Annotated in this window: 29 protein-coding genes; 14 read left to right on the forward strand and 15 right to left on the reverse strand. The window is 67.9% G+C overall.

Going from position 1 to position 24,878, the window contains the following annotated elements; all coding sequences use genetic code 11:
- Positions 1 to 23: 23 nt before the first annotated feature.
- A complete protein-coding gene (locus tag G3M62_RS17370; protein ID WP_165189194.1) occupies positions 24 to 428 on the reverse strand; it encodes a hypothetical protein in 405 nt (134 codons plus the stop codon).
- 1,050 nt (positions 429 to 1,478) lie between these two features.
- On the opposite strand from G3M62_RS17370, the gene G3M62_RS17375 reads away from it, so the two are divergent.
- On the forward strand, positions 1,479 to 1,925 hold the full coding sequence (locus G3M62_RS17375; protein WP_165189197.1) for a hypothetical protein: 447 nt from the start codon (positions 1,479 to 1,481) through the stop codon (positions 1,923 to 1,925).
- On the opposite strand, the gene G3M62_RS17380 is transcribed toward G3M62_RS17375, so the two are convergent.
- Both G3M62_RS17380 and G3M62_RS17385 read right to left on the reverse strand, forming a co-directional pair.
- Positions 1,922 to 2,386: a DUF4112 domain-containing protein gene (locus tag G3M62_RS17380; protein WP_165189200.1), complete on the reverse strand. Its 465-nt coding sequence runs from the start codon at positions 2,384 to 2,386 to the stop codon at positions 1,922 to 1,924. The genes G3M62_RS17375 and G3M62_RS17380 overlap by 4 nt on opposite strands.
- A 46-nt stretch (positions 2,387 to 2,432) precedes the next feature.
- Entirely contained in the window at positions 2,433 to 2,894 is a 462-nt protein-coding gene (locus tag G3M62_RS17385; RefSeq protein ID WP_165189203.1) for a DUF4112 domain-containing protein, read from the reverse strand.
- Positions 2,895 to 3,104: 210 nt separating this feature from the next.
- On the opposite strand from G3M62_RS17385, the gene G3M62_RS17390 reads away from it, so the two are divergent.
- Together G3M62_RS17390 and meaB are read left to right on the forward strand one after the other, a co-directional pair.
- On the forward strand, positions 3,105 to 3,422 hold the full coding sequence (locus tag G3M62_RS17390; RefSeq protein WP_165191353.1) for a heavy metal-binding domain-containing protein: 318 nt from the start codon (positions 3,105 to 3,107) through the stop codon (positions 3,420 to 3,422).
- 9 nt (positions 3,423 to 3,431) lie between these two features.
- Entirely contained in the window at positions 3,432 to 4,415 is a 984-nt protein-coding gene (gene meaB / locus G3M62_RS17395; RefSeq protein ID WP_165189206.1) for a methylmalonyl Co-A mutase-associated GTPase MeaB, read from the forward strand.
- Between the two features lie 151 nt (positions 4,416 to 4,566).
- Here meaB and G3M62_RS17400 read toward each other — a convergent pair whose 3' ends face one another.
- From G3M62_RS17400 to rlmJ, 3 genes are all read right to left on the reverse strand, one after another.
- The gene (locus G3M62_RS17400) at positions 4,567 to 5,235 is read right to left on the reverse strand and encodes a hypothetical protein (protein WP_165189209.1); all 669 of its coding nucleotides are present in this window, start codon (positions 5,233 to 5,235) and stop codon (positions 4,567 to 4,569) included.
- 83 nt (positions 5,236 to 5,318) lie between these two features.
- On the reverse strand, positions 5,319 to 6,593 hold the full coding sequence (gene chrA / locus G3M62_RS17405) for a chromate transporter (protein WP_165189212.1): 1,275 nt from the start codon (positions 6,591 to 6,593) through the stop codon (positions 5,319 to 5,321).
- The gene (gene rlmJ, locus G3M62_RS17410; protein WP_165189215.1) at positions 6,590 to 7,411 is read right to left on the reverse strand and encodes a 23S rRNA (adenine(2030)-N(6))-methyltransferase RlmJ; all 822 of its coding nucleotides are present in this window, start codon (positions 7,409 to 7,411) and stop codon (positions 6,590 to 6,592) included. Before rlmJ ends, chrA begins: the two co-directional genes overlap by 4 nt.
- Before the next feature lie 72 nt (positions 7,412 to 7,483).
- Here rlmJ and G3M62_RS17415 point away from each other — a divergent pair, with 72 nt between their 5' ends.
- From G3M62_RS17415 to G3M62_RS17440, 6 genes are all read left to right on the forward strand, one after another.
- The gene (locus G3M62_RS17415) at positions 7,484 to 7,711 is read left to right on the forward strand and encodes a hypervirulence associated TUDOR domain-containing protein (RefSeq protein WP_165189218.1); all 228 of its coding nucleotides are present in this window, start codon (positions 7,484 to 7,486) and stop codon (positions 7,709 to 7,711) included.
- 2 nt (positions 7,712 to 7,713) lie between these two features.
- Positions 7,714 to 8,724 (forward strand): DNA topoisomerase IB, encoded by a 1,011-nt coding sequence (locus G3M62_RS17420; RefSeq protein ID WP_165189221.1) that lies wholly within the window; start codon positions 7,714 to 7,716, stop codon positions 8,722 to 8,724.
- A gap of 75 nt (positions 8,725 to 8,799) precedes the next feature.
- Complete coding sequence (locus tag G3M62_RS17425; protein WP_165189223.1) at positions 8,800 to 9,642, forward strand: hypothetical protein; 843 nt, start codon at positions 8,800 to 8,802, stop codon at positions 9,640 to 9,642.
- A gap of 66 nt (positions 9,643 to 9,708) precedes the next feature.
- The gene (locus tag G3M62_RS17430; protein WP_165189227.1) at positions 9,709 to 10,308 is read left to right on the forward strand and encodes a DUF2975 domain-containing protein; all 600 of its coding nucleotides are present in this window, start codon (positions 9,709 to 9,711) and stop codon (positions 10,306 to 10,308) included.
- Complete coding sequence (locus G3M62_RS17435) at positions 10,308 to 10,571, forward strand: helix-turn-helix domain-containing protein (protein WP_165189231.1); 264 nt, start codon at positions 10,308 to 10,310, stop codon at positions 10,569 to 10,571. The genes G3M62_RS17430 and G3M62_RS17435 overlap by 1 nt, the downstream gene beginning before the upstream one ends.
- Before the next feature lie 26 nt (positions 10,572 to 10,597).
- Positions 10,598 to 11,443, forward strand: a complete 846-nt coding sequence (locus tag G3M62_RS17440; RefSeq protein WP_165189234.1) for an alpha/beta fold hydrolase — start codon at positions 10,598 to 10,600, stop codon at positions 11,441 to 11,443.
- On the opposite strand, the gene G3M62_RS17445 is transcribed toward G3M62_RS17440, so the two are convergent.
- Together G3M62_RS17445 and G3M62_RS17450 are read right to left on the reverse strand one after the other, a co-directional pair.
- On the reverse strand, positions 11,440 to 12,711 hold the full coding sequence (locus G3M62_RS17445) for an ankyrin repeat domain-containing protein (protein WP_165189237.1): 1,272 nt from the start codon (positions 12,709 to 12,711) through the stop codon (positions 11,440 to 11,442). The genes G3M62_RS17440 and G3M62_RS17445 overlap by 4 nt on opposite strands.
- A gap of 55 nt (positions 12,712 to 12,766) precedes the next feature.
- The gene (locus G3M62_RS17450) at positions 12,767 to 13,759 is read right to left on the reverse strand and encodes a helix-turn-helix transcriptional regulator (protein WP_165189240.1); all 993 of its coding nucleotides are present in this window, start codon (positions 13,757 to 13,759) and stop codon (positions 12,767 to 12,769) included.
- Between the two features lie 93 nt (positions 13,760 to 13,852).
- Here G3M62_RS17450 and G3M62_RS17455 point away from each other — a divergent pair, with 93 nt between their 5' ends.
- From G3M62_RS17455 to G3M62_RS17465, 3 genes are all read left to right on the forward strand, one after another.
- Positions 13,853 to 14,215: a hypothetical protein gene (locus G3M62_RS17455; protein ID WP_165189243.1), complete on the forward strand. Its 363-nt coding sequence runs from the start codon at positions 13,853 to 13,855 to the stop codon at positions 14,213 to 14,215.
- Between the two features lie 283 nt (positions 14,216 to 14,498).
- Positions 14,499 to 15,320 (forward strand): flagellin, encoded by an 822-nt coding sequence (locus tag G3M62_RS17460; protein WP_165189245.1) that lies wholly within the window; start codon positions 14,499 to 14,501, stop codon positions 15,318 to 15,320.
- A 370-nt stretch (positions 15,321 to 15,690) separates the two neighbouring features.
- Complete coding sequence (locus G3M62_RS17465) at positions 15,691 to 16,512, forward strand: flagellin (protein WP_165189248.1); 822 nt, start codon at positions 15,691 to 15,693, stop codon at positions 16,510 to 16,512.
- A 55-nt stretch (positions 16,513 to 16,567) separates the two neighbouring features.
- Here the strand turns inward: G3M62_RS17465 and G3M62_RS17470 are convergent, their stop codons facing one another.
- The 7 genes from G3M62_RS17470 to G3M62_RS17500 form a co-directional block, all read right to left on the reverse strand.
- Positions 16,568 to 17,113 (reverse strand): GNAT family N-acetyltransferase, encoded by a 546-nt coding sequence (locus G3M62_RS17470; protein WP_246263311.1) that lies wholly within the window; start codon positions 17,111 to 17,113, stop codon positions 16,568 to 16,570.
- Positions 17,114 to 17,349: 236 nt separating this feature from the next.
- Positions 17,350 to 17,565, reverse strand: coding sequence for a hypothetical protein (locus tag G3M62_RS17475; protein WP_246263313.1), 216 nt, complete (start codon positions 17,563 to 17,565; stop codon positions 17,350 to 17,352).
- A gap of 109 nt (positions 17,566 to 17,674) precedes the next feature.
- On the reverse strand, positions 17,675 to 18,061 hold the full coding sequence (locus G3M62_RS17480; protein ID WP_165189254.1) for a Rieske (2Fe-2S) protein: 387 nt from the start codon (positions 18,059 to 18,061) through the stop codon (positions 17,675 to 17,677).
- Complete coding sequence (locus G3M62_RS17485) at positions 18,058 to 19,065, reverse strand: fumarylacetoacetate hydrolase family protein (RefSeq protein WP_165189257.1); 1,008 nt, start codon at positions 19,063 to 19,065, stop codon at positions 18,058 to 18,060. Before G3M62_RS17485 ends, G3M62_RS17480 begins: the two co-directional genes overlap by 4 nt.
- 24 nt (positions 19,066 to 19,089) lie before the next feature.
- Positions 19,090 to 20,379 carry a homogentisate 1,2-dioxygenase gene (hmgA, locus tag G3M62_RS17490; RefSeq protein WP_165189260.1) on the reverse strand — a complete coding sequence of 430 codons (1,290 nt, stop codon included), beginning with the start codon at positions 20,377 to 20,379 and terminating at the stop codon, positions 19,090 to 19,092.
- A gap of 164 nt (positions 20,380 to 20,543) precedes the next feature.
- The gene (gene hppD, locus G3M62_RS17495) at positions 20,544 to 21,605 is read right to left on the reverse strand and encodes a 4-hydroxyphenylpyruvate dioxygenase (protein WP_165189263.1); all 1,062 of its coding nucleotides are present in this window, start codon (positions 21,603 to 21,605) and stop codon (positions 20,544 to 20,546) included.
- 19 nt (positions 21,606 to 21,624) lie between these two features.
- Positions 21,625 to 22,746, reverse strand: coding sequence for a pyridoxal phosphate-dependent aminotransferase (locus G3M62_RS17500; protein WP_165189266.1), 1,122 nt, complete (start codon positions 22,744 to 22,746; stop codon positions 21,625 to 21,627).
- Between the two features lie 296 nt (positions 22,747 to 23,042).
- Between G3M62_RS17500 and G3M62_RS17505 the strand changes: the two genes are divergently transcribed.
- Entirely contained in the window at positions 23,043 to 23,669 is a 627-nt protein-coding gene (locus tag G3M62_RS17505; RefSeq protein WP_165189270.1) for a TetR/AcrR family transcriptional regulator, read from the forward strand.
- Positions 23,659 to 24,876, forward strand: coding sequence for a phytanoyl-CoA dioxygenase family protein (locus G3M62_RS17510; protein WP_165189274.1), 1,218 nt, complete (start codon positions 23,659 to 23,661; stop codon positions 24,874 to 24,876). Before G3M62_RS17505 ends, G3M62_RS17510 begins: the two co-directional genes overlap by 11 nt.
- The last annotated feature ends 2 nt before the right edge of the window (positions 24,877 to 24,878 follow it).

Consider the following 24,878-nt stretch of genomic DNA (forward strand, 5'->3'; position numbering starts at 1 on the left):
AGCCGCCCCGACGGACATGCGCGCTACGCGATGACGGTGAAGTTGTAGCTACCCACCGCCAGGCCGTTCACCAGGACCGTCAGCACCGCCGGACCCAGGATCGGATCACCGCCCCAATAGGGCACGCCGAACGGCGTCGTCACGCTGCCGGCGTAGGGGCTGGGGAAAGCGAACCGCTGGCTCTGGCCGACCAGCGGCGAGCCCGGCTTGAACGACACGATGAACTCCAGCGTGCTGATCGGTGAGCTGTTGCTCAGATGCAGCCAGTAGAGGTTGTTGGCCGCGGTCGTGCTCTGCTTGACCTGATTGACCGCCCCGCCGGAAGCCGTCTGCGAGATATAGACCGACGAGGCCGCGGCCGTGACGTGCGCGGCCAGGGCCTTGGGCTCGGGATGAGCGAGGCCGTTGATATGACTGATGCTCGACATGGTCATTTCCCTTGATTGAGTTTTCCAAAAACACACGCAATACGAGTATTAGCGCGCCGCGCCGCCCAGGAGTCGATCGACACTTTCTGGTGGAGCTGTGATGTTTACTATACCTTTGAGGGTGTTCGTATGCGTGTGCGCCGAAGAGGTGAGTCCAGATCGAGGCGTATTGCGGGTGAGGACATGAGGGGCTCCGAAGCCATCCAATACCCAGCATCCCGGCGAAGGCCGGGACCCAAGCTGACTCTCCAGCAGGGGCTGTGCGGTTCGATCGGCTGTGACCTTTCCCGACGCTCGGCTTGGATCCCGGCCTTCGCCGGGATGTTGGATTTAAGGGGGAGATGGCGCGCGTCGGCGCGCTTCCGCCGGAATGACCCGGCGGGTTGGGGAGGCGGCGGAACGTCCGGGGCGCGCCCGGTGTAGAATTTTTGCAGAAGACCGTTTCGACACGTCACGGGTGCTCCGCGCGGCGCGTTTTCCAGAAGCCTTGGGATCGCGGATTTTTAACCCGCTCCGATGGAGGCCCCCGGCGGGCGGAGGGGCGACGTACCACGTCCGGACCGCATGGGCGATTTCAGCCCATGCCTGCCGCGTTTCACCGTTCGGTTCCGCGAGGGTGTTCCCGCCGTCCCGGTCCGGACCGCCCGAGGCCCCATCCAGGACCCCCACGTTCCGCGGACCGACCCGATGGGCCCGCGCAACCGGCCGACGGACGCTTCCCGCTCGACCGCCCCCGCCGCACGTCGAGGTCGCCGGCCGGACGTCCTCCCCTGCGACAGGGCGAGGACTAGGATGCGGGGGTTTTGAGCGCCGAGGACAAGATTGGGTCGAGAAAGTTTAGAGTGCTGATTGTATTGGGTTCTGATCCGAATGAGCCAAGGATAGACCGAGCTCCGTCCCCCTTTTTGATCCCTCTCCCATGGGGAGAGGGTTCAAAAAAGCCGCTTAGGAACACGACAAACCTGCACTGAAACCCAACACGGCGCGCGCCATCGATTGCACGCCGGCCACGCCTGATGCGGATCGCCACCCACCGCATCGGGACCCGCCATGCTTCGCCCCAGCTCCAAGCAAACCACGCTTCCGCGAGCGTTCCGCGCGATCGTCTTCGCCTTCGTGTTTCCACCGTTCGTCTTCACGCTCATCCCAGGCGCCACGAACGGCTGGACCACGCTCACGCAGGCGCCGGGGACGTTTTTCATGCTGGTTGTCGTCAGCGTACTTTTCGGGTGGCCGCCCGTCATATTCGGCGGCCTGGCCTGGATGCTGCTGCAGCGCCTGGGACGACACCATGTCTGGTGCGCGATGCTGGTCGGCGCGGCCGCCGGAGGCCTGTTAGGCGAATTCCTGGCCTGGATCAGCGATGATCGCGCCGGCGACCCAGCGATGTTCATTCTGGCGGTCGTAGGCGCGGCGACCGGCCTGGGCGTCTGGGTGGTCGCCTATGGCGGACGGGAGCGCCCGCCCGTTGTCACCCGCCCGCCCCTGGCGCTCTAGCGCCGGGTCTTCTTCACCTTGCGTTTCTTGCGCGTCTTGGCGTCGATTTCGTCGGGCAAGCCGTGCTTGGACTCAATGTCCTTCTGCAGCGCCTTGGCGGCCATCAGGTGGCCGGGGAACAGGGTGTCGACGGCCCAGCCGGCGACCGGGATGGCGTCGGTGGCGGTGTCCATCGCCACATAGGCCAGCATCCGCGCCAGGGTCGCCGCCGAGGCTCCGGCCGACATGGCGTGGAACAGCAGCAGCCCGCCCGCGCCCAGGCTGTAGACCGGCCCCGCGACCGGCACCCAGGCCAGCACGCCGTCCAGGCCGATGCCGAACGGGCCGATGCCGATCAGCCGGTCGGAAAGCCGCTTGATGGTCTCGGCGTGACGCCAGGCCTGGTGCGCCTTGTGACGCTGGCTGGCGGGCCCTTCGTCGATGATGTAGCCCTCGACGGTCTGTGCGGTGCGTTCGGTCATGTCAGGCTCAACGCGCCCCCGCCCAGTTGGTTGTCAGCACATAAAATCAGCCGAGGAAGACCACCCGGCGCTTTTCCTTGCCGGCCCGGATCCGTTCCAGCAGGTCGCGGTACTCGGCCGTGCCCTGGACGTCCTTGCGCGTGCCCTCGAAATAGATCGTGTCATCCATGTGGTTGGTCAGCATGTCGGCCGACCACTTGTGGCCGGTGAACAGCATGTCGGCCACCTTGCCCACGCCCGGCACGGCGCCGGCTACCGTGTCGACCAGGATGATGGCCATGATCTGCACGACGATCATCGGCGCCGAGCGCGCGCGGACGGCGTCCCAGACGATCAGCCCGCCGGCCCCCAGGCTGTAGAGCTCGCCCGCGCCCGGGATCCAGGTGAGCAGGCCGTCCAGGCCGATGCCCAGCGGGCCCACGCCGACCACGTTGTCCGACAGCTTCTTCACCCGCGCCACGTTGTTGCGGATGTTGTGCAGGTCGAGATGCGATTTGGCGAAGATCACCCGGCGGCCCCCAGCAGCGGTACGGGCCGCAATCTGCCTTAACCATGGGCCCGCCGGAAGTGGCCATGGCGTAGTTTCGCGTACTGGGCGAAAGCGATCGGCAAATCGCTCGCGCTCGGAGGGAGCCCCTCGCGAAGACGACCGTTTGTGCTTAAGTTAACGGCGAGCGCCAATGTGGCGACGGCCGGCGCGGCTGACGAGGACCTGTCGATGCTGATCTCGACCACCCCCTTCATCGAGGGACGGCCGGTCCAGGACTACAAGGGCGCGATCTACGCCCAGTCGATCCTTGGCGCGAACGTGGTGCTGGACCTGATGGCCGCGATCCGCGACTTCATCGGCGGCCATTCCAAGTCCTACGAACGGGTTCTGGCCCGGGCCCGCGAGGACGCCATGAAGAACCTGGTCAAGGAAGCCGAGAAGCTGGGCGCGAACGCGGTCATCGCCGTCGACCTCGACTACAACACCGTCGGCCCGCACGGCTCGATGATGATGGTTTCGGTTTCCGGGACCGCGGTCGTCCTCTAAGCGGGACGGGTGAATTCACCGATCGACATCACCGACCTCGAGACGCGCCTGGTCGCCGGCGACCGCGCCGCCCTGGCCCGCGCCATCACCCTGGTCGAGAGCCGCCGCCGCGATCACCAGATGGCCGCCCGAGCCCTGCTGGAACGCCTGATGCCGCGCACCGGCGGGGCTCAGCGGATCGGGATCACCGGCGTGCCGGGCGCCGGCAAGTCGACCACCATCGAGGCCTTCGGCACGATGCTGACCGCCGCCGGCCATCGCGTCGCGGTGCTGGCGGTGGATCCCTCGTCGGGCCGCCACGGCGGTTCGATCCTGGGCGACAAGACCCGCATGGAGCGGCTCAGCGTCGATCCCAACGCCTATATCCGCCCCTCGCCGTCCGGCGGGGTGCTGGGCGGGGTGGCGCGCAAAACCCGCGAAGCCATGCTGCTGTGCGAGGCGGCCGGCTTCGACGTGATCATCGTCGAGACCGTGGGGGTGGGCCAGTCCGAGACGGTGGTGTCGGACATGGTCGACATCTTCCTGGCCCTGCTGATCCCCGGCGGCGGCGACGAGCTGCAGGGCATCAAGAAGGGCCTGATCGAGCTGGCCGACCTGCTGGTGATCAACAAGGCCGACGCCGATCCGGCCAAGGCCGAGCGCTCGGCCCGCGACTACCGCAACGCCCTGCACATCCTGACGCCGGCCTCGCGCGACTGGACGCCGCCGGTGCTGACCGCCTCGGGCCTGACGGGCGGCGGGCTGGACGTGCTGTGGACCCAGATCCGGCGTCACCGCGAGATCATGACCGCCAATGGCGACCGCGCCAAACGGCGCGCCGACCAGGACAGCCGCTGGATGTGGGCCATGGTCCAGGACCGCCTGGCCCAGGCCTTTCGCGAGGCGCCGGCCGTGGCGGCCTTGACCGCGGATGTGGAGCGGGCGGTGCGAGCCGGAGCGTTGCCGGCGTCAGCGGCGGCGGACCGGCTGCTGGCGGCGTTCGGACTGGAGTGAACCGCACAAATAAATCCGCTCATCCCGGCGAATGCCGGGACCCAGATCCCATAGCGGTGCGGATGACTGGATAAGCTCAGCGCTTTTGGCGTCAGCCTCAAAGCCATTCCATCTGGGTCCCGGCATTCGCCGGGATGAGCGGATCAGAATACTAGACGCCCGTCGCCAGCCGCTTGGCCTGGGCCACCCAGGCGTCGCGCTCGGCGCGGCCCTTGAGACCGAGCTTGGCGTCGAAATCGGCCAGCTCGTCCGCGCCCCAGGCGGCGATCTGCTCGAAGCGCGTGACGCCCAGATCGGCCAGGGAGGCGGCCAGCTTGGGACCGATGCCGACGACCACGGTCAGGTCGTCGGCGGCCGACTTGGCCTGTTCGACGGCGGCTTCGACCACCGGTTCGGCCACGGCCTTGAGGGTTTCAGCCGTCTCGGTCGCCACGGTTTCGGCGGTGTCGAGGGTTTCCTGGACGGCCTCGGCGACGGTCTCGGTCACGGCGGTCGCGGCGACGGTGACCGGCTCGGGCGTCTCCAACGCGACCGGCGCGAGAACAGGCGCTTCGGTGACGGGATCGATCGGCGCTTCGACGACCGGCTCCGGCGCGAGTTCGACGGGCTCGGGCGTCGGGAGGGCCTTGGCCAGGGCCGGCGCCATCAGCGCCTCGACATTGACGGCCTCGCGCCAGCGCGCCGACCACCACCACCAGGCCGCCCCGGCGACGGCCGCGCCGCCGAACATCAGCCACAGCGGCGAGGCCGCGCCGGCCATCAGGTGGGGGCCTTTCTCGAGATCGATCTTGGGTGTTTCGGGCAGGAACGACTGGGTCATGAGGCCGAGCTCCAACAACCGTTTTGTTGCGATGCAGCATAACACGGTTTTCGGCTTCGCACGCGCGAATTGTTGACGCTAGGTCAAGCTAGCCCGACAGCGCCCAGAGCCAGACCTGCGGCGATCATCGCCCCCACCACCGCCAGGATCGGCGCGCGCACGGCGAAGACCAGGCCGCACGCCAGGGCCACCAAGCCGACCGCCGACAGGTTGACGCTGGCGAGGTCGGGCAGCTCGGCCCGCAGTGGCCCCCAGGCCCGGACGCTTCCGACCCGGAACAGCAGATGGACCGCGAACCACACGGCCAGATTGGCGATCACCCCGACGGCGGCGGCCGACACCAGGGCCAGGGCGCGGGCGGGACGCGGGCGAGAGCGCAGGCGCTCGAAGAACGGCCCGCCGGCGAAGATCCACAGGAACGACGGGGCGAAGGTGGTCCAGGCGGCCATCAGTCCCCCGGCCAGGCCCGCGATCCAGGCCCACTCCGCCGGGGCGTTCTGGTAGGCGCCGACGAAGCCGACGAAGACCAGAACCAGCACCAGCGGCCCCGGCGTGGTCTCGGCCAGGCCCAGGCCGTCCAGCATCTGGCCCGGCGCCAGCCAGCCGAACGCGCCGGCCGCCTGGCCGACATAGGCCAGGGCCGCGTAGGCGCCACCGAAGCTGACCACCGCCAGCACGCTGAACACGCCGCCCATCCGGGCCAGGGTCGATCCCGGCGCGAAGGCCAGGACCAGCAGCACCGGCGCCAGCCACACGGCGAGACACACCAGGGCCGTGCGCCAGGCGGGCCGCTGAACCGTTTCGGCCGGCACGACCGCGCCGCCGCCCAGCGCCCACCCGACCGCGCCGGCCGCCAGGATGATCAGGGGGAACGGCAGCACGGTGAAGGTCAGGGCCGCGAACGCGAGGCCCGCCGCCCACCAGCCCGCCACGCCCTTGATCGCCCGGCCGCCCATGCGGATCAGGGCCTGCAGCACCAGGGCGACCACCGCCGCCTTCAGCCCCAGCAGGGCCGGCCCCGCCCAGGCTGATCGCCCATGCACGACGTACAAGGCGGAAAGACCCAGCATCACCAGCAAGCCGGGCAAGACGAACAGCAGCCCCGCCGCGATCCCGCCGCGCACGCCATGCAGCCGCCAGCCCAGCCAGGTGGCCAATTGCTGGGCCTCCGGCCCCGGCAGCAGCATGCAGAAGCTCAGGGCGTGGGCGAACCGCGCCGCGTCGATCCAGGCGCGCTTCTCGACCACCTCCCGGTGCAGCAGGGCGATCTGGCCGGCGGGACCGCCAAAGCCCAGGCACCCGACCTTGAGCCAGACCCAGAACGCTTCCCGAAAGCTGGGGCTGGCCTGTGTGGTCACGCGCGCCAGATCCGCGCCTTGGCCCCGGCGTCGCCGAGATTGTCGGCCAGCCAGGTCGTGATCTCGGCGATCGCGCCCTCGGTCGACTTCGGCGCCCCGACCATGACCATAGCGCAGCCGTTCATCTTCATCGGATCCGTCAGCGGGCGAAGGCGCAGCTCGGCAGCTAGCGCATCGTTCGTGACGGTTTCCATCGCTCGCATGAAGGCGTCGAAGGTTTCCAGGTCCTTCAGCGGCATCCAGGCGGCGATCACCGCGTCCTTGTCCTTGGCCAGCACGGCCTTGGTCGCGGCGACGGTCTGGGCGTAGTCGTCGCTGCGCTCGAACGGCGGGTCGATCAGCACGAAGGTGCGCCCGCCCTTCCCCGCCCGGGCGACGGCCGTGGCGTAGCCGTCGTCCTTGACCGCCTGGGCGAAGGCGTAGGGCGCCAGGGTGCGACGCAGGCTGTCGAAATCGTCGGGTCGCAGCTCGCAGGCGGTATAGCGGTCGGTCTTGCGAAGGGCGCCGGCCACCAGCAGCGGCGAGCCCGGATAGAGCGAGCCCTGCCCCCTACCGTTCAACGCCTTCGCCGCCGCGACCAGGGGCGCGAACACCGCCGGCACGTCGTCCATGGCCAGCAGCCGCCCGATCCCCGCCGCAGCCTCGCCCGACCGAAGGGCCATGTCGCCGCCTAGGTCGTAGGCTCCGGCGCCGCCGTGGGTGTCGATCACCGACAGCGGCGTTTCCTCGGCGGTCAGGGCCTTCAGCAGGGCCAGCACGATCGCGTGCTTCTGCAGGTCGGCGAAATTGCCGGCGTGGAAGGCGTGTCGGTAATTCATGTCTGGCGCGTCGCTCCCGGAACCGGCGCTCCGTCTATCACGTTGCCAAAACAATAGGTTGGGAGCGTTCCAGTGGCTGGGCATTTTTCGAAGGGCGACAAGGTCAGTTGGACCTGGGGGGCGCATACCGCCCACGGCCATGTGGCCGAACGCTTCGAGCGCCGCGTCCAGCGCACGATCAAGGGCGAACGGATCGTCCGCAACGGCTCCAAGGGCGAACCGGCTTATCTGGTCGCCCAGGACGACGGCGGCCGAGCGCTGAAATCGCAGTCCGAACTCCACGCCCAGGGCGGAACGTGACCATGGCCCGCGACACGCTGGAAACCACACCCGCCGAACGCACCCTGCTGGCCTATGTCAACGACCAGGAACAGGGCATCCGCAGGATTACGCGCGGCAAGACCTTCTCCTACGTCGACGAGGACGGCCGTCCCGTGAGGGACGAGGCCACCCTGGCGCGGATCAAGGCCCTGGCCATCCCTCCGGCCTGGACCAGCGTCTGGATCTGCCCCGACCCCAACGGCCACATCCAGGCGATCGGCCGCGACCAGAAGAACCGCAAGCAGTATCGCTATCACACCGAATGGCGAGCCGACCGCGATGCGCGCAAGTACGACCGCATGTCCGCCTTCGGTCGCGCCTTGCCCAAGCTGCGCAAGCGCCTGGCCGTCGACCTGGCGCGCCGGGGCCTGCCCCGCGAGAAGGTGCTGGCGGCCGTGGTCAGCCTGCTGGAGCTGACCCTGATCCGCGTCGGCAACGACGAATACGCCAAGACCAACAAGAGCTTCGGCCTGACCACCATGCGCAAGCGCCACCTGAAGCTGGCCAGCGGCGGGGCGGTGTTCGAGTTCGTCGGCAAGAGCGGCAAGAAGCACCGCACCGGCTTTCGCGACCGCCGCCTGGCGCGGATCGTCGCCGCCTGTCAGGAGCTGCGCGGCCAGCGCCTGTTCCAGTATCTGGACGACGAGGGCCAGCGGCGCGCCATCGAGAGCAGCGACGTCAACGACTACATCCGCGCGGCCTGCGGCGACGACTTCTCGGCCAAGGACTTCCGCACCTGGTACGGCTCGTTGGCGGCTCTCGAAGCCCTGAGCCTCAGTCCCAAGCCGGCGACCCAGACCGAGGCCAAGCGTACGCTCAACACCTGCGTGAAGGCCGTGGCCGGCCTGCTGGGCAACACCCCCGCCGTCTGCCGCGCGGCCTATATTCACCCCAAGGTGCTGGAGGCGTTCGAGGCCAGCCAGCTTCCCAAGCGCCGCGCCGCCTCGCCGAGGGCGCGCGAGCTGGCCCTGCTGAGGCTGGTGGCGGCTTAAGCTTGCGAGCGCCGCGCCCGCGAGCCAAGCTCGGCCGCGGTTCGCAGGGGTTCGATAGTGTTTGCTCGACGTTTCATGTTCTGGACCGGCGCCGCCGCCTTGATCGCCACGTCGGCCACGGCCGCGCCTCGCGCTTGTCCGACTTCGACCGCCCTGGCGCGACTGGTCGCCGCCTCCCCTGTCATCGTCGAGGCGCGTATGGCCCTGTCGCCCACCGCCCTGGCGAAGGCGGTCGCGGATCGCGATTACGTCGCCGCGCCCCTGGCGGAAGCCACCGCCCTGAAGGGCTCCAGACCCGCCAGCGTGCAGGTCTATCCGGCGGACGTCCCCTATGCCCCACCGGTCGACGCCCTGCGCAAGGCCATTGACGCCCGGGCGTTGCTCTTCCTGACCCAAAGCGGGATACCGCCCAAGGCCTATTTCGCCGGCCGTTCGCCACGGGCTCTGGTTCAAGCCACACGCAAGGCCGAGGCGGACGTCCGGGCCGAGATCGCGCGTCAGACCATCGCGCCGAACGCACGCCCCATTCCCAGCCCGCACGACGCTGAAGTCCGCCGGCTGATCGCCGAACTGGGCGCTCTGCAGGGGCGCGCGAAGGCGAGCGCGCGCCAGCGGGCGATCTTCACCCGGCTGGAAGGGCTCGGCCCCGCCGCCGTTCCCGCCATCGTCGCTCACATGGATGACCACCGCCCGCTGGTCGAACCGACGATCGCCCTGGCCAATCACGGTCAGGACGCCTTCGAGGGACAGCGCCACTACGGACCTAGCCAGGTCGTCGACGCCCTCGCCGCGATCCTCGAACAGATCACGGGCGAAAGCTTCGGCGACATCGACAACGGCGGAACCGAGGCGCAACGCCGCGAGGTTGTGAAAGGATGGCGGACTTACGTGGCTGACCTAGATTGCCCTCGAGCGTAACAGACAAAACATTATCGTTTGACAGAAAGAAATTTCCGAACGAGCTTGGCGTCACTGGAGGACGCCATGACCGTCGTCGTCAAACTGAAGCCTCGCGCCGAGACCCTGACGGCGCCCGAGACCCCGGCCCAGCGGCGCGTGCGCCTGGGCAGTCGCGCCCTGGCCTGGCTGTTCACGGGCCTGCTGGCCCTGTCGTGCGCGATCCTGGCCACGGCCATGGTGACCATGATCTTCTACAAGGGCGAACTGGTTCGGATCGGGCCGGACAATTGCTATATCGGCGAGGGCCCGCCCAACTCGGTGGCCTTTGGGTCGCTGCCCCTGCCCCACCGGCTGATCTACGGCCTGGTCGGGATCGTGCGGGCGACGCCGATCATCATGCTGTTCTGGAGCCTGCGGTCGCTGTTCAGCCTCTACGCCACGGGCCGCGTCTTCACGCCCGAGAATGGCCGGAGCTTCAGCCGGGTCGGCGGCTGGCTGTGCGCCTACGCTCTCTCGCCATTCGTCTGCCACCTGTTCCTGGGCGCCACGGGCTACGAGATCGACAAGAACTGGGCGCACATGGCCAGCCTCCAGGCCTTCGTGCTGGGACTGCTGGTCTTCGTGATCGGCCAGGTCATGCAGGTGGGGCGCGAGATCGAGGAAGATCGCGAGGCGTTCGTCTGATGCCGATCATCCTGCGTCTCGACGTGATGCTGGCCCGACGCAAGGTGCGCTCCAACGTGCTGGCCCGCGCCATCGGCATCACCGAAGCCAATCTGTCGCTGCTGAAGTCCGGCAAGGTGAAGGGCATGAAGTTCGACACCCTGGAGGCGATCTGCGCCTACCTCGACTGTCAGCCCGGCGACATCCTGGAATACGCGCCGGAAGAGACTCCCCAAGAAAGAGCGGGCGACCGTGACACCGACGAGCTGAAACGCGCCGGCTGACCGGCGCCCCAACCCCGGAGACCATCATGAGACTGTTCTCAACGCCCGTCGCGGCGATCGCGGCCGGCTGCCTGCTGCTCGGCGCGGCGCCCGCCCTGGCGGCCCAGACCTTCGCCCCAGCGGACGGCGGCAAGCTCGCCTACGAGACTTGCGGCTCGGGCCCCGAGGCTATCGTCCTGCTGCACGACGGCATCCTGGACTCCTCGGCCTTCGACGCGGCCTGGCCCAGGCTCTGCGCTCGGTTCAAGGTCGTGCGCTACGACCGCCGGGGCTATGGAAACTCGCCGGCCGCCACCGCGCCCTATGACGCCGTCGCCGACCTAAGCGCAGTGATGAAGGCGGCGGGCGTGTCGCGCGCCGCCCTGGTCGGCTCGTCGTCGGGCGGCGGCGTGGCGGTCAACTTCGCCCTGGCCCATCCCGAGGCGGTGGACCGGCTGGTGCTGGTCGGGGCGGCGGTGAACGGCTTCAAGCCCACCGAGCACTTCATCAAGCGCACCATGACCCTGGTGACCCTGATGTCTCAGGGCCGCATCGCCGACGCCGCCAGGGATCCGTACATCCTGACGCCGGCCGCCGACGCCCAGCGCGCCTTCGTCGTCGCCGACCTCACCGCCCATCCCGGCAATATGGGCGCGGCCCGGATGATCAAGGACGGCCCCGAGGTCATGGGTCGCCTGGGCGAGATCAAGGTCCCGACCCTGATCATCACCGGCGAGATCGACATCCCCGACGTCCACGCCCACGCCGGCGCCCTGGAAACGCTGATCCCCGGGGCGAAGCGGATCGTCATGACCGGCGGCGGCCACTTCATCTATCTGGAACGGCCGGAGGCGTTCGCCGATACCGTCGGGGCCTTCGTCGACCGTCCCTAATGCTTTGGGGCCGCCCCCGAAGCCCGGCGAGCGTTGACGAGATCCTGAACCCGAGTCCAGCCTCTGTTGCTGGCGATAATGTCGATCGAGCCGCCGCTCTGCCCGGGTTCTATCCCTTCGTGCGTAACATCGACGTCGGCGCCGGCCTCGATCAGCGCGATGGCCGCGTCCTCCTGGTCGACCATCAGAAGTGGCGACACGCCGTCGGCGTCGCGCGCATCGGGATCGGCGCCGTGGCGCAACAGCAGCCTGACCACATCGGCACGGGAAGCCACATGCAGCAGGGTCTTACCGTCAGCGGCGCGAGCATTCACAGGCAGGCCGTGCTTCAGCAGCAGGGCGGCGGTCGCCAGTGGATCGGCTTTCCAGGACGCACCGTCGCGGCAGCGCAGGACATCGACCGTCATGGCCCCGGGCCGGAGCGCCACGCCCTCGTTGAAAACAGCCTGAACGACCTCGGGCTGGCAGGACTTGGCGGCAGCCCGCAGCGTGGCCTGTGGAACATCCGGTCCGGCCGACTTCCAGGCCCCCGCCTCGACAAGCACCCGCATCACCTCGGCCTTGCCATTATACGCCGCGACCTCCACCGGGGTGCTCAGATGGTAGATCGGGTCCTCACGGACGGCGGCGACCGGAAAGCCGCCGTCGATCAACGCCCGCATGGCGGCCACATCGAAATACTGGGCGACTTCGAAGACCAGGCGCTGGCCGCCGATTGAACGGGGATCCAGTCCCTCCTCACCAAAGACCTCGATGGTTTCCGGCCCGGCGCGAATCCAGCGCTCCGCCGGCGTCAAGTCGTGGATCGCGGTCATCAGCTCACCCAACTCGGCGGGCGCATCGTTGCTCGACATGGGATTCCAGGCCGACACGACGCAATGCTCAAATCCGCCCCCTCGCAGACACAAGGTCTGCTTGTCGGTCGGCTTGAACCAACCCTTGTAGAGCGCCTTCATCCCCAGAAAGCGTGAGGTCGAGAAACGATCGAACAGCGCCTGTGCTTTCACGGGAGAGACCATGAGCCTGTGTTCCCCAGGCAACAGAACCTCGGGTCCGCCCCTGAACACGATCTCGCCATCTCGGTGGATGTCGATGGTGTAGTCCCTGGAGGGCCAATACTCGCTCCAATTGGTCATGGAGATGGTGTCGCTGGCCGCGAACTGACGCCGAGCCTCGCCAGGTATGACGACCATCACGCGCCATACGACCAGCAACACGACCACGATCGGGAAGACGACCGCGCAAACCTTCAGAACTCTTCCGAGCATCCTCGCCCCTCGCCGCCGCTCAATCTGAACCTTAGCGGCGTTCGACAAGACAACGCTAGGGCGTCAGGGGCTTCACGTGCCGAGCCAGCGCCGCCTCCAGCTCCCGCACCATCATCTCGCGCAGCCCCGGCGGCGAAACGATCTCCACCGCGTCGCCCCAGGTGAACAGGTGCCAGGACAGCTCCAGCATGCCGCTGGCCCGGAAGGCGACGGTGACCGAGCCGTCCGGTTCCTGGGTCACGGTCTGGTGCGGGTGAAAGCGCCAGCGCAAGGCGTCGTCCGCGCGGCCGGGTCCGATGCGCAGGACCACGTCCTCGATCTGGCCGTGATAGATGCCGAAGCTCTCGTCGGCGAAGGCTTGCAGCGAAAACTCTTCCGGCGGCGGGGCCGGCTCGTTCAAGGCCGTCACCGCCTGCATGCGGTCCAGGCGGAAGGTGCGGGGCCTGGGATCGCGCCCCTCCGTCGCCACCAGATAGTTGCTGTGGCCGAACAGGATGCCCAGCGGCGTGACCGTGCGGGTCCGCCCGGGCGCGCTGCCGCCCTCGTAGCGGAACGACAGGGCCTGCAAGCCCTTCACGGCCGTGCGGATGGCGGTGAGCACCTCCACGCTCTCGAACGGGCGCGGACCGGGATGGACGGCGATGGTCTCGGCCTGGACCAGGGCCTCGACGTCGGGCGCCACCTTGCGGCGGGCCGCGCCGCGCAGGGCCGACAGCAGCTTGCGTTCCAGGGCGTAGAGCGCCGCGGCCCGCCCCTCGGCCCCGCCGGCGGCGTAGCTGTCGGCGGCGGTGCGCAGGGCCGCCAGCTCCTCGGCGGTCGGGGTCTGGAACAGGCTGTCCAGACCAGAGGGAATGCGGAAACGCTTGGTCGGCGGATCCTCGATCGCCTCCATCTGCGGGAAGGCCGCCCAGACCGCGTCGCGCATCCGCTCGGCCGTGCGCCGGCCCACGTCCATGGCCTGGGCCATCTCGTCCAGCGTCATGCCCTCGGACGATCCGGCCAGCATCCGGGCCAGGTCCAGCAGTCGGGTCGCCTTGTCGTGTCGCATGGCGAACCTATACGACCGTTTTTGACGCAGCACACCCACAAAAGGAAGGCGCAGAGAAACCCGCCGGGCAGAAGCCCGATCTGGAGCCCGCCCATGACCCGCCTCCTCGCTCAAGCCCGCCTTCTGGCTCAGGATTGGCACGTCGCCCCGGTCAACGCCGCCATGATCTCGGCCGTGCTCGACTTCGCCGACATCCATCGCGACCTGGGCGGCGGACGCACCTTGATGCGCCTGAGCCCCGAACGCGTGCTGCGGGCCGACATCATCCTGCTGCTGGGCCGCGACGCCGAGCGCGCCGCCGACATCGGCCTGGTGTGGAACGATCGCGAGGATCAGATCGTCCGAATCATCGACGACGCGGCCTTGCGCGCCTCGAGGCAGGAGGCCTGGGAAGAGGCCTTCGATCTTTTCGACGCCGACGACCGCGACCAGGCGCCGCAGCGTCTGTGCGCCTGACGTCCGTCGACGGACGTTTGGCCGCAGGCGTCGCGGGCGACGATTTCGCCCGCAAGTTGTCGTCGACTTCCGGATTTGCTGGACGCGACCAATATTGCGTCAAATCGACACACACTCCTAAGATTGCAAATATAGCCCTGCAGATTTTTCCCACTATACAGTCATGCTTGAGCAGAAAATTCCGGGTTTATCCATTTTAAACGGACGGCCGACATCCTGGTGACGAGCAAAATGCTCCCGACAGTCAAAACGACGTCGGACACCTTGAATAGGAATACGTCGGATGCCGCTGAATAGCGTCAACACGAACTCGGGCGCGATGATCGCCCTGCAGAACCTGAACTCCACGAATTCGGAGCTGCAGGTCACGCAACAACGCATCAATACTGGCAAGAAGATCGCCAGCGCCAAGGACAACGGCGCGATCTGGGCCATGAGCAAGGTCCAATCCTCGACCGCCAGCTCGCTGAACGCCGTCAAGGACTCGCTGCAACGCGGCCAGTCCACCATCGACGTGGCCCTGGCCGCCGGCGACACGGTCACCGACCTGCTGGGCAAGATGAAGGAAAAGGCGCTCGCCGCCTCCGACACCTCGCTGAACAGCGCCTCGTTCAACGCCCTGGTTTCGGACTTCAACAGCCTCCGCGACCAGATCACCAAGGCCGTGACCAACGCCAAGTTCAACGGCGTGTCGATCGCCGATGGCTCGACCACCAAGCTGGCCTTCCTGGCCAACGCCGACGGCAGCCAGTTCACGGTCGCCGCCAAGACCCTGTCGCTGGCCGGCCTGAAGCTCAGCTCGACCTCGTCGTTCTCGACGGCCGCCGCGGCCAAGTCGATGATCGACACCGTCAGCACCGCCCTGGGCACGGCGACCAACAAGCTGGCTTCGCTGGGCACCAGCTCGACGGGCCTGGACACCCACCTGACCTTCGTCGGCAAGCTGCAAGACAGCCTCGACGCCGGCGTGGGCAACCTGGTCGACGCCGACCTGGCCAAGGAAAGCGCCAAGCTGCAATCGCTGCAAACCAAGCAACAGCTGGGCGTGCAGGCGCTGTCGATCGCCAACCAGTCGACCCAGTCGGTCCTCAGCCTGTTCCGCTAAGCGGTTCGGTCTTCGAGTTCATCATCCTGAGGGCGGGTCTTCGGACCCGCCCTTTTTCTTTGCCCCGCGCCCAACAAGACTCGCCCCATCGAGCGGCCGGAACTACCAGATGTTGTATTTTAAGGAACAGTCGGCCGCCCGACAGAGTCAACGGCAGATTAAGATTCGAACTCATGACTCTCGGCCAAAAGAACTCGATTCAAGCGACGACTTTCGTCGAATCGGAATGACTAACGAGGTGTTATCCACGTCGCGAAAATAGCTGCGACACTTTTACAATATCGAAAGCACGACGGTGGACACTGGCGGTGAGCAAAATGCTCCCGACCGTCAAAATGACGTCGGCAACCTTGAATGGGAACTCGCCGAAATGGCTCTGAATAGCATCAACACGAACTCGGGCGCGATGATCGCCCTGCAGAACCTGAACGCTACGAATGCGGAACTGGGCACCGTCCAACAACGCATCAACACCGGCAAAAAGGTCGGTAGCGCCAAGGACAACGGCGCGATCTGGGCTATCGCCAAGACGCAATCCTCGACCGCCAGCTCGCTGAACGCCGTGAAGGACTCGCTGCAACGCGGCCAGTCCACCATCGACGTGGCCCTGGCCGCTGGCGACACCGTCACCGACCTGCTCGGCAAGATGAAGGAAAAGGCGCTGGCCGCTTCCGACACCTCGCTGAACTCGGCCTCGTTCAACGCCCTGGTTTCGGACTTCAACAGCCTCCGCGACCAGATCACCAAGGCCGTTTCGAACGCCAAGTTCAACGGCGTCTCGATCGCCGACGGTTCGACCCAGAAGCTGGCCTTCCTGGCCAACGCCGACGGCAGCCAGTTCACGGTCGCCGCCAAGACCCTGTCGCTGGCCGGCCTGAAGCTGAGCTCGACGTCGTCGTTCTCGACCGCCGCCGCCGCCAAGTCGATGATCGACCAAGTCAGCGTCGCCCTGGGCACCGCGACCAACAAGCTGGCCTCGCTGGGCACCAGCTCGACCGGCCTGGACACCCACCTGACCTTCGTCGGCAAGCTGCAAGACAGCCTCGACGCCGGCGTGGGTAACCTGGTCGACGCCGACCTGGCCAAGGAAAGCGCCAAGCTGCAATCGCTGCAAACCAAGCAGCAGCTGGGCATTCAGGCTCTGTCGATCGCGAACCAATCGACCTCGTCGATCCTGAGCCTGTTCCGCTAAGTACAGCGTACCGAGTAAGCGTAAGAAAGGGCGGGTCCTCGGACCCGCCCTTTTTCTATGGGGTCACGGCCGGCAGGGCCTTGCCCATCCGCACCAGCGGCACCTCGACCCCGCTGGAGGTCGGCGCGGTGAACCGCTGGATCTCGTGATAGCCGCAAGCCCGGTACAGCGGCTCGCCGGCCAGGGTTCCGGCCAGCTCGCAGCGCGTGAACCCCTCCCCGGCGGCCGCCGCCTCGCAAGCCTCCAGGATGATGCGCCCCACGCCTTTGCGGACGTGATCGGGGTGGGTGTACATCGCCCGCACCCTGGCCGCGTCGCGCGCCGGGTCCAGCAGGGCCGCGTCGCGTCCGGCCGAATGGTCGCCGCCGAACAGGGTGGCCCGCCGGCTCCAGCCGCCGCAGCCCGCCAACTGCCCGTCGTCCTCGACCACGAAATAGGTGCCGTCCGCGATCAATTGGCTGTCCAGCCCCATGACGTCGAACGAAGCCGCCACCTCGTCGGCCCTCAGGAACGGCTTGAGCAACTCGCCGATCGACGCGTTCATCAGGTCGCGCAGGGCGGGCAGGTCTTCGGGAACGGCGAGGCGAAGGGTCAAACTCACGGGCGGCTCCATTGACGTCCCGCCAATCTGGCCACGCGCGCCGTCGTCGCCAAGACCGTCCGCCCAAGGAAACACGGGTTTTCGGCGTCGCTGAAAAAACTTCCAATGACAACGTTGTCACGAAACCAACCTTGCGCTATAGAGGTCTCAGCCCTTCTGGGCGTTTCCTCCTATGCGACTTTGGCCGTCTTCTTCTCCTGTGGAAGGCGGCCTTTCTTTTGCCCGCGGGTCTGGCCCTAGGCGCGCCGGCCGATCCGGGCGAACGCGCCCACCGCCTCGGCCGCGAACAGGCCGCTTCGCCAGGCGCTTTCGCGATCCGGCGCCTCGCCCTGGGCCGTGACCCGGGCGTCGAAATCCATCACCTGCCAGGTCCATTCGTCGTTGCCGGCGTGGATCACCACCGCGTAGTCGCGCACCTGCGTCTGGCTGAAGGGGATCTGGTCGAAAGACATTGGTCGGCTCCCTGCTTTGCCAGAACAGGTCTAGGCGCGCGGGGTCGCCGCATCGTGGCGGCGGCTTCCACGGACGGCGAGCGCTCCATGGAGTTTTCGTGCAGACGGCTCAGACGGTGACGATCCGTCCATCCTCGACCCGCACCGGCCAGGGCGACAGCCGCGCCCCGACGCAAGGCCCGCCGACGCAGGCCCCGGTCTCCGGCTCGAACAGCGCCCCGTGCCAGGAGCAGGCGATCATCTGGCCATCCTCGGTCAGGTAACGGTCCAGCACCTGGGCCAGCGGCAGGCCGGCGTGCGGGCAGCGGTCGACATAGCCGAACGCCGCCTCGCCCTTGCGCACCACGAAGCCGTGGAAGCGCTTGTCGCCGATCTGCAGGACGTAGTTGCGCGCCCCCGGATCGGCGATCTGGTCGAGCGGGCCCAGCTTGACACCGGCCGGAGTCGTCCAGACCCGCCCGACGGCCGTTACCTCGGTCGCGGCCTCTTGGCTCAAATGCGCTCGACCGTCTGTTCGATGGCGCCGAAGATCGAGTGACCCTTGGCGTCGTGCATCTCGATGCGGACCGTGTCGTCGCCCATCAGGAACGGCGTCTTGGCCGCGCCGCCCAAGATGGTCTCGACGGTGCGCAGCTCGGCCAGGCACGAATAACCCAGACCGCCGTCGGCGATGGACTTGCCGGGCCCGCCGTCGGCGCCCCGGTTGCTGACCGTGCCCGAGCCCACGATGGTGCCCGCCGCCAGGGCGCGGGTCTTGGCGGCATGGGCCACCAAGGTCCCGAAATCGAAGGTCATGTCGACGCCGGCGTCGGCCTTGCCGAAGTCCTCGCCGTTCAGGGTGACCAGCAGCTTGCCGTGCAGCTTGCCGTCCTTCCAGGCCTCGCCCAGCAGGGCCGGCGTCACCGCCACGGGCGAGAAGGCGCTAGCCGGCTTGGATTGGACGAAGCCGAAGCCCTTGGCCAGCTCGGCTGGGATCAGGTTGCGCAGGGAAACGTCATTGCACAGCATGACAAGCTGGATGGCCGCCAAGGCTTCCTCGCGGGTCGCGCCCAGCGGCACGTCGCCGACGATCACCGCCACCTCGCCCTCCAGGTCGCAGCCCCAGGCGGAGTCGGCCAGCGGAATGGTGTCGCGCGGGCTCAGGAACCCGTCCGACGCGCCCTGGTACATCAAGGGATCGGTCCAGAAAGTTTCGGGCATCTCGGCGCCGCGCGCCTGCCGCACCAGCTGCACGTGGTTCACATAGGCCGAACCGTCGACCCACTGATAGGCGCGGGGCAGCGGGCTGGCCGCCTCATGCTCGTGGAAACGCTCCAGCGGCACGCCTTCGTGCTCGACGCTCTCGGCCAGCGCCTTGAGCATCGGTCCGCAACGCTCCCAGTCGTCGAGGGCGGCTTGCAGGGTCGGAGCGATCGTTCCGGCGTCGGTGTACCAAGCCAGGTCGTTGGAGACCACCACCAGCCGGCCGTCGCGGCCGCCCTTCAGAGACGCGAGCTTCATGGGCGCTTCCTCTTCGTTTCGTTGTTAGGGCAGCCGGGCTTTGGGGAAGCCCGTCCAGCACGCGTCATAGTCGGCCTGAAGCGCCGAAGTCTCCAGAGCGTATTTCGTCGGGCGGATCACCCAGCGGCTTTCGAACATGAAGGCCATGGTCCCGTCGATCTTGTGCGGCTTCAGATCCGCCTCGGTCGCGCCCTTGTGGCTGGCCACATCTGGGCCGTGGTCGCTCATCATGTTGTGCAGACTGGCGCCGCCGGGCGAGAAGCCGCCGGCCTTGGCGTCGTAGGCGCCGTGCACCAGCCCCATGAACTCGCTCATCACGTTGCGATGGAACCAGGGCGGGCGGAAGGTGTGCTCGGCCACCATCCAGCGCGGCGGGAAGATCACGAAGTCGACATTGGCCGTGCCCGGGATCTCGCTGGGCGCGGTCAGGACGGTGAAGATCGACGGGTCGGGATGGTCGAAGCTGACCGTGTTGATCGTGTTGAACCGCGCCAGGTCGTATTTGTAGGGCGCGAGATTGCCGTGCCAGGCGACAACATCGAGCGGGCTGTGGTCCCAGGTCCCGGCCCACAGGCCGCCCTGGAACTTCTGGATCACCTCGGTGGGCTTCTCCAGGTCCTCGAAGGCGGCGACGGGCGCCAGGAAGTCGCGGCTGTTGGCCAGGCCGTTCGAGCCGATCGGCCCCAGATCCGGCAGCTTGAACGCCGCGCCGTAGTTTTCACAGACATAGCCGCGCACCGGACCGGCCAGCTCGACGCGGAAGCGAACCCCGCGCGGGATCACCACGATCTCGCCCGGCGCGACGTCCAGGCGGCCGAACTCGGTGACCAGGTGCAGCTCGCCCTGCTGGGGCACGATCAACAGCTCGCCGTCGGCGTTCTGGAACACCCGGTCGATCATCGAGCGGTTGGCCAGATACAGGTGCGCGGCCATGCCGGACTGGGTGGCCACGTCGCCGTTGCCGCCGATCGTCACCAGGCCGTCGACGAAGTCGGTGGGCTGGTCCGAAACCGCCATCGGGTCCCAGCGCAGGCGGTTGGGCGTAGGCGCCGCCGCGTCGAACGGGCTGCTCTTCAGGCGCTCCTGAACGTAGGGCGCATAGGGTCCGTGACCGGCGCTGGGCCGCAGACGGTAGAGCCAGCTGCGTCGGTTCTCGTGGCGCGGCGCGGTGAAGGCCGTGCCCGACAGCTGCTCGGCATAGAGGCCGTACGGCGGCGTCTGCGGCGAGTTCTGCCCGACCGGTAGGGCGCCGGGGACGGCCTCGGTGCTGAAGTGGTTGCCGAAGCCGGACTGGTAGGTGAGCGCGTCGGTCATGCGGATCGGGTTCTCATGCGTGTCCTCCCCACCGCCGTCTTCCCGGTGAAGGCCGGGATCCAGATTCATCCGGAGCGTCTCGTGGGTTTCACCTGGGTCCCGGCCTTCGCCGGGAAGACGGAAGAGAGGAGGCACTAAACCCCCTCCCCCGTCGCTCGGGAAGCCTAAGCCTCGACCGTGATCACGCCGCGGCGGATCTGGTCCAGCTCGATGCTTTCGAACAGGGCCTGGAAGTTGCCGTTGCCGAAGCCTTCGTTGCCCTTGCGCTGGATGATCTCGAAGAAGATCGGGCCGAACAGGTTCTCGGTGAAGATCTGCAGCAGCAGGCCTTCCTCGCCGACATTGCCGTCCAGCAGGATGCGGTTCTTGCGCAGACGCTCGGTGTCCTCGCCGTGGCCGGGCACGCGTTTGTCGACCAGCTCGTAATAGGTCTCGATGGTGTCCTGCAGCTTGACGCCCCGGGCGCGCAGCTTTTCGACGGTCTCGTAGATGTCGGGCGTAGTCAGAGCCAGGTGCTGGATGCCCTCGCCGTTGTACTGGCGGATGAACTCCTCGATCTGGCTCTTGTCGTCCTGGCTCTCGTTGAGCGGGATGCGGATGGCCTTGTCGGGGGCGATCATCGCCTGGCTGAACAGGCCCGTGGCCTGGCCCTTGATGTCGAAATACTTCTGCTCCTCGAAGCCGAAGACGTCGCGATAGAAGGTCGACCAGGTGCGCATCTGGCCGCGCTTGACGTTGTGGGTCAGGTGATCCAGCAGGTCGAGGCCGACATTGTTGGCCGCTTCGGCCTCGGCGGCGCCGGGCACGGCGGTCCAGGTGGCGAACACCGCCTCGGGGCCTTCGACCAGGTACAGCATCGAGCCGCCGATGCCTTCCAGCACCCGGGCGGTCTCGCCCAGCACCGTCTTGCTCGCATCAGCCGCCACGGCGCCGCGCTTCAGGGCCTCGGCATAGGCGGCTTCCACGTCGGCGACACCGAAGGCCATGCCGTTGGCCGAGGGACCGTGGGCGGCGCGGAACTCGGCCACCTGGCCGGTCGGCTCGTCATTGACCAGCAGGTTGATGCGACCCTGCTTGTAGCGGGTCACGGCCTTGGTCGGATGGGTCGAGGCGGGCACGAAGCCCAGCTGCTCGAACAGCGCCTTCATGGCGTCCGGTTCGGGGCTGGTGAACTCGACGAAGGCGAAGCCGTCGAGGCCGAGAGGGTTTTCAGCGGTCGTGGTCATGGGAACGGGCTCCGAAGGGTCAGAGAGCAAGAGCGGCCGGCAGGGCGGCGATCAGGCGGTCGTTGTCGGCGGGACGGCCGATGGTGATCCGCACCCAGCCGCCGGGCACGGGCGTGGGACGAACGATGAGACCTTCCTTCAGCAAACGCGCGGCGGTCGCTTCGGCGCCGGCCGGGCTACGCAGGAAGACGAAATTGGCGGCGCTGGCGGTGCGCTCCACGCCCATGGCGTCCAGCACGGCCTCGACCCGGCCGCGCTCGGCGATGGTCAGGGCCACGGTGCATTCCAGGTGCTCGGTGTCGTTCCAGGCGGCCAGGGCGGCGGCCTGGCTGATGGCGGTGACGTTGAACGGCGGGCGGATGCGGTCCAGATAGCCGACCAGCTCGGCCGACGAGCAGATCCCATAGCCCACCCGCATGCCGGCCAGGCCGTAGGCCTTGGAGAAGGTGCGGCCCGACACCCAGGTCCCGCCCCATTCGTTCAGCGCGCCCAGCACGTCCAGTTCCAGGCAGTATTCGCGATAGGCCTCGTCGACGAAGACCACGGTCGAGCGCGGCGTGACGGCCAGGATGTCGACCAGCTGGCCTTGCGTCATGGCGTTGCCGGTCGGGTTGTTGGGGGTGCACAGCACCAGCAGCTTGGGCCCTTTGGCGGCCTCGGCCTTGAAGGCCTCGACGTCGAGGTCGAAGCCCGGCAGGCGCGGCACGTCGATGAACCGGGCCTCGGCGCAGCCGCCGAAGATGCCGTAGGCCGGGAAGGTCGGCGAGGACAGCAGCACGCTGTCGCCCGGATGCAGCACGGCGCGGAACAGATAGTCGATTAGGGCCTCGGAGCCCGGGGTCATGACGATGCGGGCCGGATCCACCGCCAGCCGCTCGCCGATCGCGGCGCGCAGGGTCTCGCAATAGGGGTCGGGATAGATCTCCGCGCTGGCCAGGGCCTCCTGCACGGCGTCGGCGACCTTGGGGCTGCAGCCCAGCAGGTTCTCGTTGCTGGCCAGCTTGGACAGGTCGGCGCGGCCGGCCAGACGACCGGCCTCGGCCAGGGTCATGCCGGCCTTGTAGGCGCTGACGCCTTCCAGGGCGGGACGCACCGGCGAGACCACGGCGGGCGACAGGGACTTTTGATCGACAACCAGCATGCGCCGCGCTCCGGTGAAGGGGTACGGCGGCAGGATAGGGCCTAGCTGGCGGCGATATGTGGCTATGATGACCTACATCTATCCACATACGGTCATTTTATGCCGATATCTCTCGCCACACTGGCCTTTCGCGACGCCCATTGGAGACATCCCCCTGAGCGCGCCACCAGCCCGCGCCTTTCTTAGACCCCCTCTCCCGGAGGGGAGAGGGTTTAGGAACCCGCTCTGCGCCACCCTTGCCCTCAGCTCCAAACCTCTTTATTGACCGAACAGTCAGTCAATATGAGATTTCCGACATGCCCCAGCCCACGCGACGACGCATGGACCCCGCGCTGCGGCGCGAGCAGATCCTGGACGCGGCCATCCGCCTGATCGGCCAGCTGGGCTACCAGGGCTTCACCGTGCAGAAGCTGGCCCAGGCCTGCGAGCTGACCAATGGCGGGCTGCTGCACTATTTCGGCTCCAAGGAGCTGCTGCTGGTCGCCATCCTGGAGGAGCGCGACCGGCGCGAAGCCGCGATCATCCCCGTCGAGCTGGCGGCCCAGCCCGCGACCGCTTCCGAGGCCGAATATTCGCGCGCGGCGGCCTTGCGCGTCTTCCACGCCATCGTCGCGCGGTCGGTCGCCCAGCCCGAGCTGCTGCGCCTGCTGGTCGTCCTGCAGGCCGAAGCCCTGAACCGCGACCACCCCGCCCACGCCTATTTCCTGCGGCGCGAGGCTATGGTGCTGGCCGAGTTCGCCAATGTCCTGGCGGGCGAAGTCGGCGTCCCTCGGAACGTGGCGCGACGGATCCTCGCGGTGATGACGGGGCTGGAGCAGCAATGGCTCCGCGCGGACCAGGGCTTCGACCTGATCGCCGAGTGCGACGCGGCGATCGCCGCCCTGCTCGATCAGGCCGCCTCGGGAGACCGCCATGACCTATGAGCTGGACCGCCGCACGCGGCGCGACGAAGACCGTCGCTTCATCACCCCGGCCGCCTTCTTCGCCGAGACCTTCCCGGGATTGGCCGCCACCCACGGCCATCTGGTCGCCGAGGGCATGGCCGCGCTCGACGCCCCGCCCCTCACCCTCGAGGTCGAAGGCGCGGCCTGGACGCTCTCGCGGGTCGGTGACACGATAGAGGTTCGCCATGGTCCGGCGGACGGGGCCCTGCGGATCGCGCTCACGGCGGAACAGTTCTCGGACTGGGCGCAGAACCAGATCACCTTCAACGGCTTCCTGGTCATGCGAGCGCTGCAGGTCCTGGAAGGCCAGATCCGCGACGTGTCGGTCTGGGATTCCCTGTGGATCGCCCTGCTCGAAGGCTGGCCGGTCACCGACATGCGCCTGGCCTTCCGCGACCGCCACGGCGTGCCCCTGGACCTGGCCGCCGCCTTCGCGCCCGACGACGATCCCGCCGACATCGCCCACTTCCTGCGCGAGGCCGGCTATCTGCACCTGAAGGGTTGGCTGAACCCGGCGGATCTGGCCCGCATCAGCGCCGACATGGACCGCGCCCTGCCCCACTACAGCGAAGGCGACGGCAAGTCGTGGTGGGCGACGCTGAAGGACGGCGCGCGGTGCTGCGTGCGCCTGCAGGACTTCGTCGACCACTCGCCGACGACGGCGGCGATCCTGTCCGGCCCGACCTGGGACCGCCTACGCCGGATCGTCGCCGGCCAGGACGTGCTGGCGGAGGTTCCGGTCGAGGGCCGGGTCATCGAAGCGCTGTTCAAGCCGCTGGGCGTGGCCTCCGGCCCGTCCGACGTGTCGTTCCACCGCGATTGCCACCTGGGCCGTCACGCCTATGTCTGCTCGCGCCTGACGATCGGGATCCCGCTGACCGCGACGCCCGGAGACAACGGCGGCCTTCGCGTCGTCGCCGGCTCGCACCGCGTGGCCATGCCGGTCGAGATCGCCAAGACTCGGCCCTACCTGCCGGTGGTGGCCTTGTGCGCCCAGGCCGGCGACCTGACGGTGCACCTGTCGTGCACGCTGCACGAGGCGACGCCACCGGTCTTCGCCGAGCGGCAGGTGATGTACACCGAGATCCCGCTGGCTCCGCGCGCGGGCGCCGTCGGGCCGATGGACACCTCCGTGGGCGAGATCCGCGACCGCATGGACGACATCCACCGCGCGGCGGCGGACTGACG

This window comes from Caulobacter soli (genome assembly GCF_011045195.1).
Taxonomy (GTDB): domain Bacteria; phylum Pseudomonadota; class Alphaproteobacteria; order Caulobacterales; family Caulobacteraceae; genus Caulobacter; species Caulobacter soli.

What these genes read in the sequence shown, in the direction of transcription:
- G3M62_RS17370 (WP_165189194.1), bottom strand. Translation starts at nt 428, where the DNA reads ATGTCGAGCATCAGTCATATCAACGGCCTCGCTCATCCCGAGCCCAAG.
- G3M62_RS17375 (WP_165189197.1), top strand. Translation starts at nt 1,479, where the DNA reads ATGCTTCGCCCCAGCTCCAAGCAAACCACGCTTCCGCGAGCGTTCCGC.
- G3M62_RS17380 (WP_165189200.1), bottom strand. Translation starts at nt 2,386, where the DNA reads ATGACCGAACGCACCGCACAGACCGTCGAGGGCTACATCATCGACGAA.
- G3M62_RS17390 (WP_165191353.1), top strand. Translation starts at nt 3,105, where the DNA reads ATGCTGATCTCGACCACCCCCTTCATCGAGGGACGGCCGGTCCAGGAC.
- G3M62_RS17400 (WP_165189209.1), bottom strand. Translation starts at nt 5,235, where the DNA reads ATGACCCAGTCGTTCCTGCCCGAAACACCCAAGATCGATCTCGAGAAA.
- rlmJ (WP_165189215.1), bottom strand. Translation starts at nt 7,411, where the DNA reads ATGAATTACCGACACGCCTTCCACGCCGGCAATTTCGCCGACCTGCAG.
- G3M62_RS17420 (WP_165189221.1), top strand. Translation starts at nt 7,714, where the DNA reads ATGGCCCGCGACACGCTGGAAACCACACCCGCCGAACGCACCCTGCTG.
- G3M62_RS17425 (WP_165189223.1), top strand. Translation starts at nt 8,800, where the DNA reads ATGTTCTGGACCGGCGCCGCCGCCTTGATCGCCACGTCGGCCACGGCC.
- G3M62_RS17430 (WP_165189227.1), top strand. Translation starts at nt 9,709, where the DNA reads ATGACCGTCGTCGTCAAACTGAAGCCTCGCGCCGAGACCCTGACGGCG.
- G3M62_RS17435 (WP_165189231.1), top strand. Translation starts at nt 10,308, where the DNA reads ATGCCGATCATCCTGCGTCTCGACGTGATGCTGGCCCGACGCAAGGTG.
- G3M62_RS17440 (WP_165189234.1), top strand. Translation starts at nt 10,598, where the DNA reads ATGAGACTGTTCTCAACGCCCGTCGCGGCGATCGCGGCCGGCTGCCTG.
- G3M62_RS17445 (WP_165189237.1), bottom strand. Translation starts at nt 12,711, where the DNA reads ATGCTCGGAAGAGTTCTGAAGGTTTGCGCGGTCGTCTTCCCGATCGTG.
- G3M62_RS17450 (WP_165189240.1), bottom strand. Translation starts at nt 13,759, where the DNA reads ATGCGACACGACAAGGCGACCCGACTGCTGGACCTGGCCCGGATGCTG.
- G3M62_RS17455 (WP_165189243.1), top strand. Translation starts at nt 13,853, where the DNA reads ATGACCCGCCTCCTCGCTCAAGCCCGCCTTCTGGCTCAGGATTGGCAC.
- G3M62_RS17460 (WP_165189245.1), top strand. Translation starts at nt 14,499, where the DNA reads ATGCCGCTGAATAGCGTCAACACGAACTCGGGCGCGATGATCGCCCTG.
- G3M62_RS17465 (WP_165189248.1), top strand. Translation starts at nt 15,691, where the DNA reads ATGGCTCTGAATAGCATCAACACGAACTCGGGCGCGATGATCGCCCTG.
- G3M62_RS17475 (WP_246263313.1), bottom strand. Translation starts at nt 17,565, where the DNA reads ATGTCTTTCGACCAGATCCCCTTCAGCCAGACGCAGGTGCGCGACTAC.
- G3M62_RS17485 (WP_165189257.1), bottom strand. Translation starts at nt 19,065, where the DNA reads ATGAAGCTCGCGTCTCTGAAGGGCGGCCGCGACGGCCGGCTGGTGGTG.
- hmgA (WP_165189260.1), bottom strand. Translation starts at nt 20,379, where the DNA reads ATGACCGACGCGCTCACCTACCAGTCCGGCTTCGGCAACCACTTCAGC.
- hppD (WP_165189263.1), bottom strand. Translation starts at nt 21,605, where the DNA reads ATGACCACGACCGCTGAAAACCCTCTCGGCCTCGACGGCTTCGCCTTC.
- G3M62_RS17500 (WP_165189266.1), bottom strand. Translation starts at nt 22,746, where the DNA reads ATGCTGGTTGTCGATCAAAAGTCCCTGTCGCCCGCCGTGGTCTCGCCG.
- G3M62_RS17505 (WP_165189270.1), top strand. Translation starts at nt 23,043, where the DNA reads ATGCCCCAGCCCACGCGACGACGCATGGACCCCGCGCTGCGGCGCGAG.
- G3M62_RS17510 (WP_165189274.1), top strand. Translation starts at nt 23,659, where the DNA reads ATGACCTATGAGCTGGACCGCCGCACGCGGCGCGACGAAGACCGTCGC.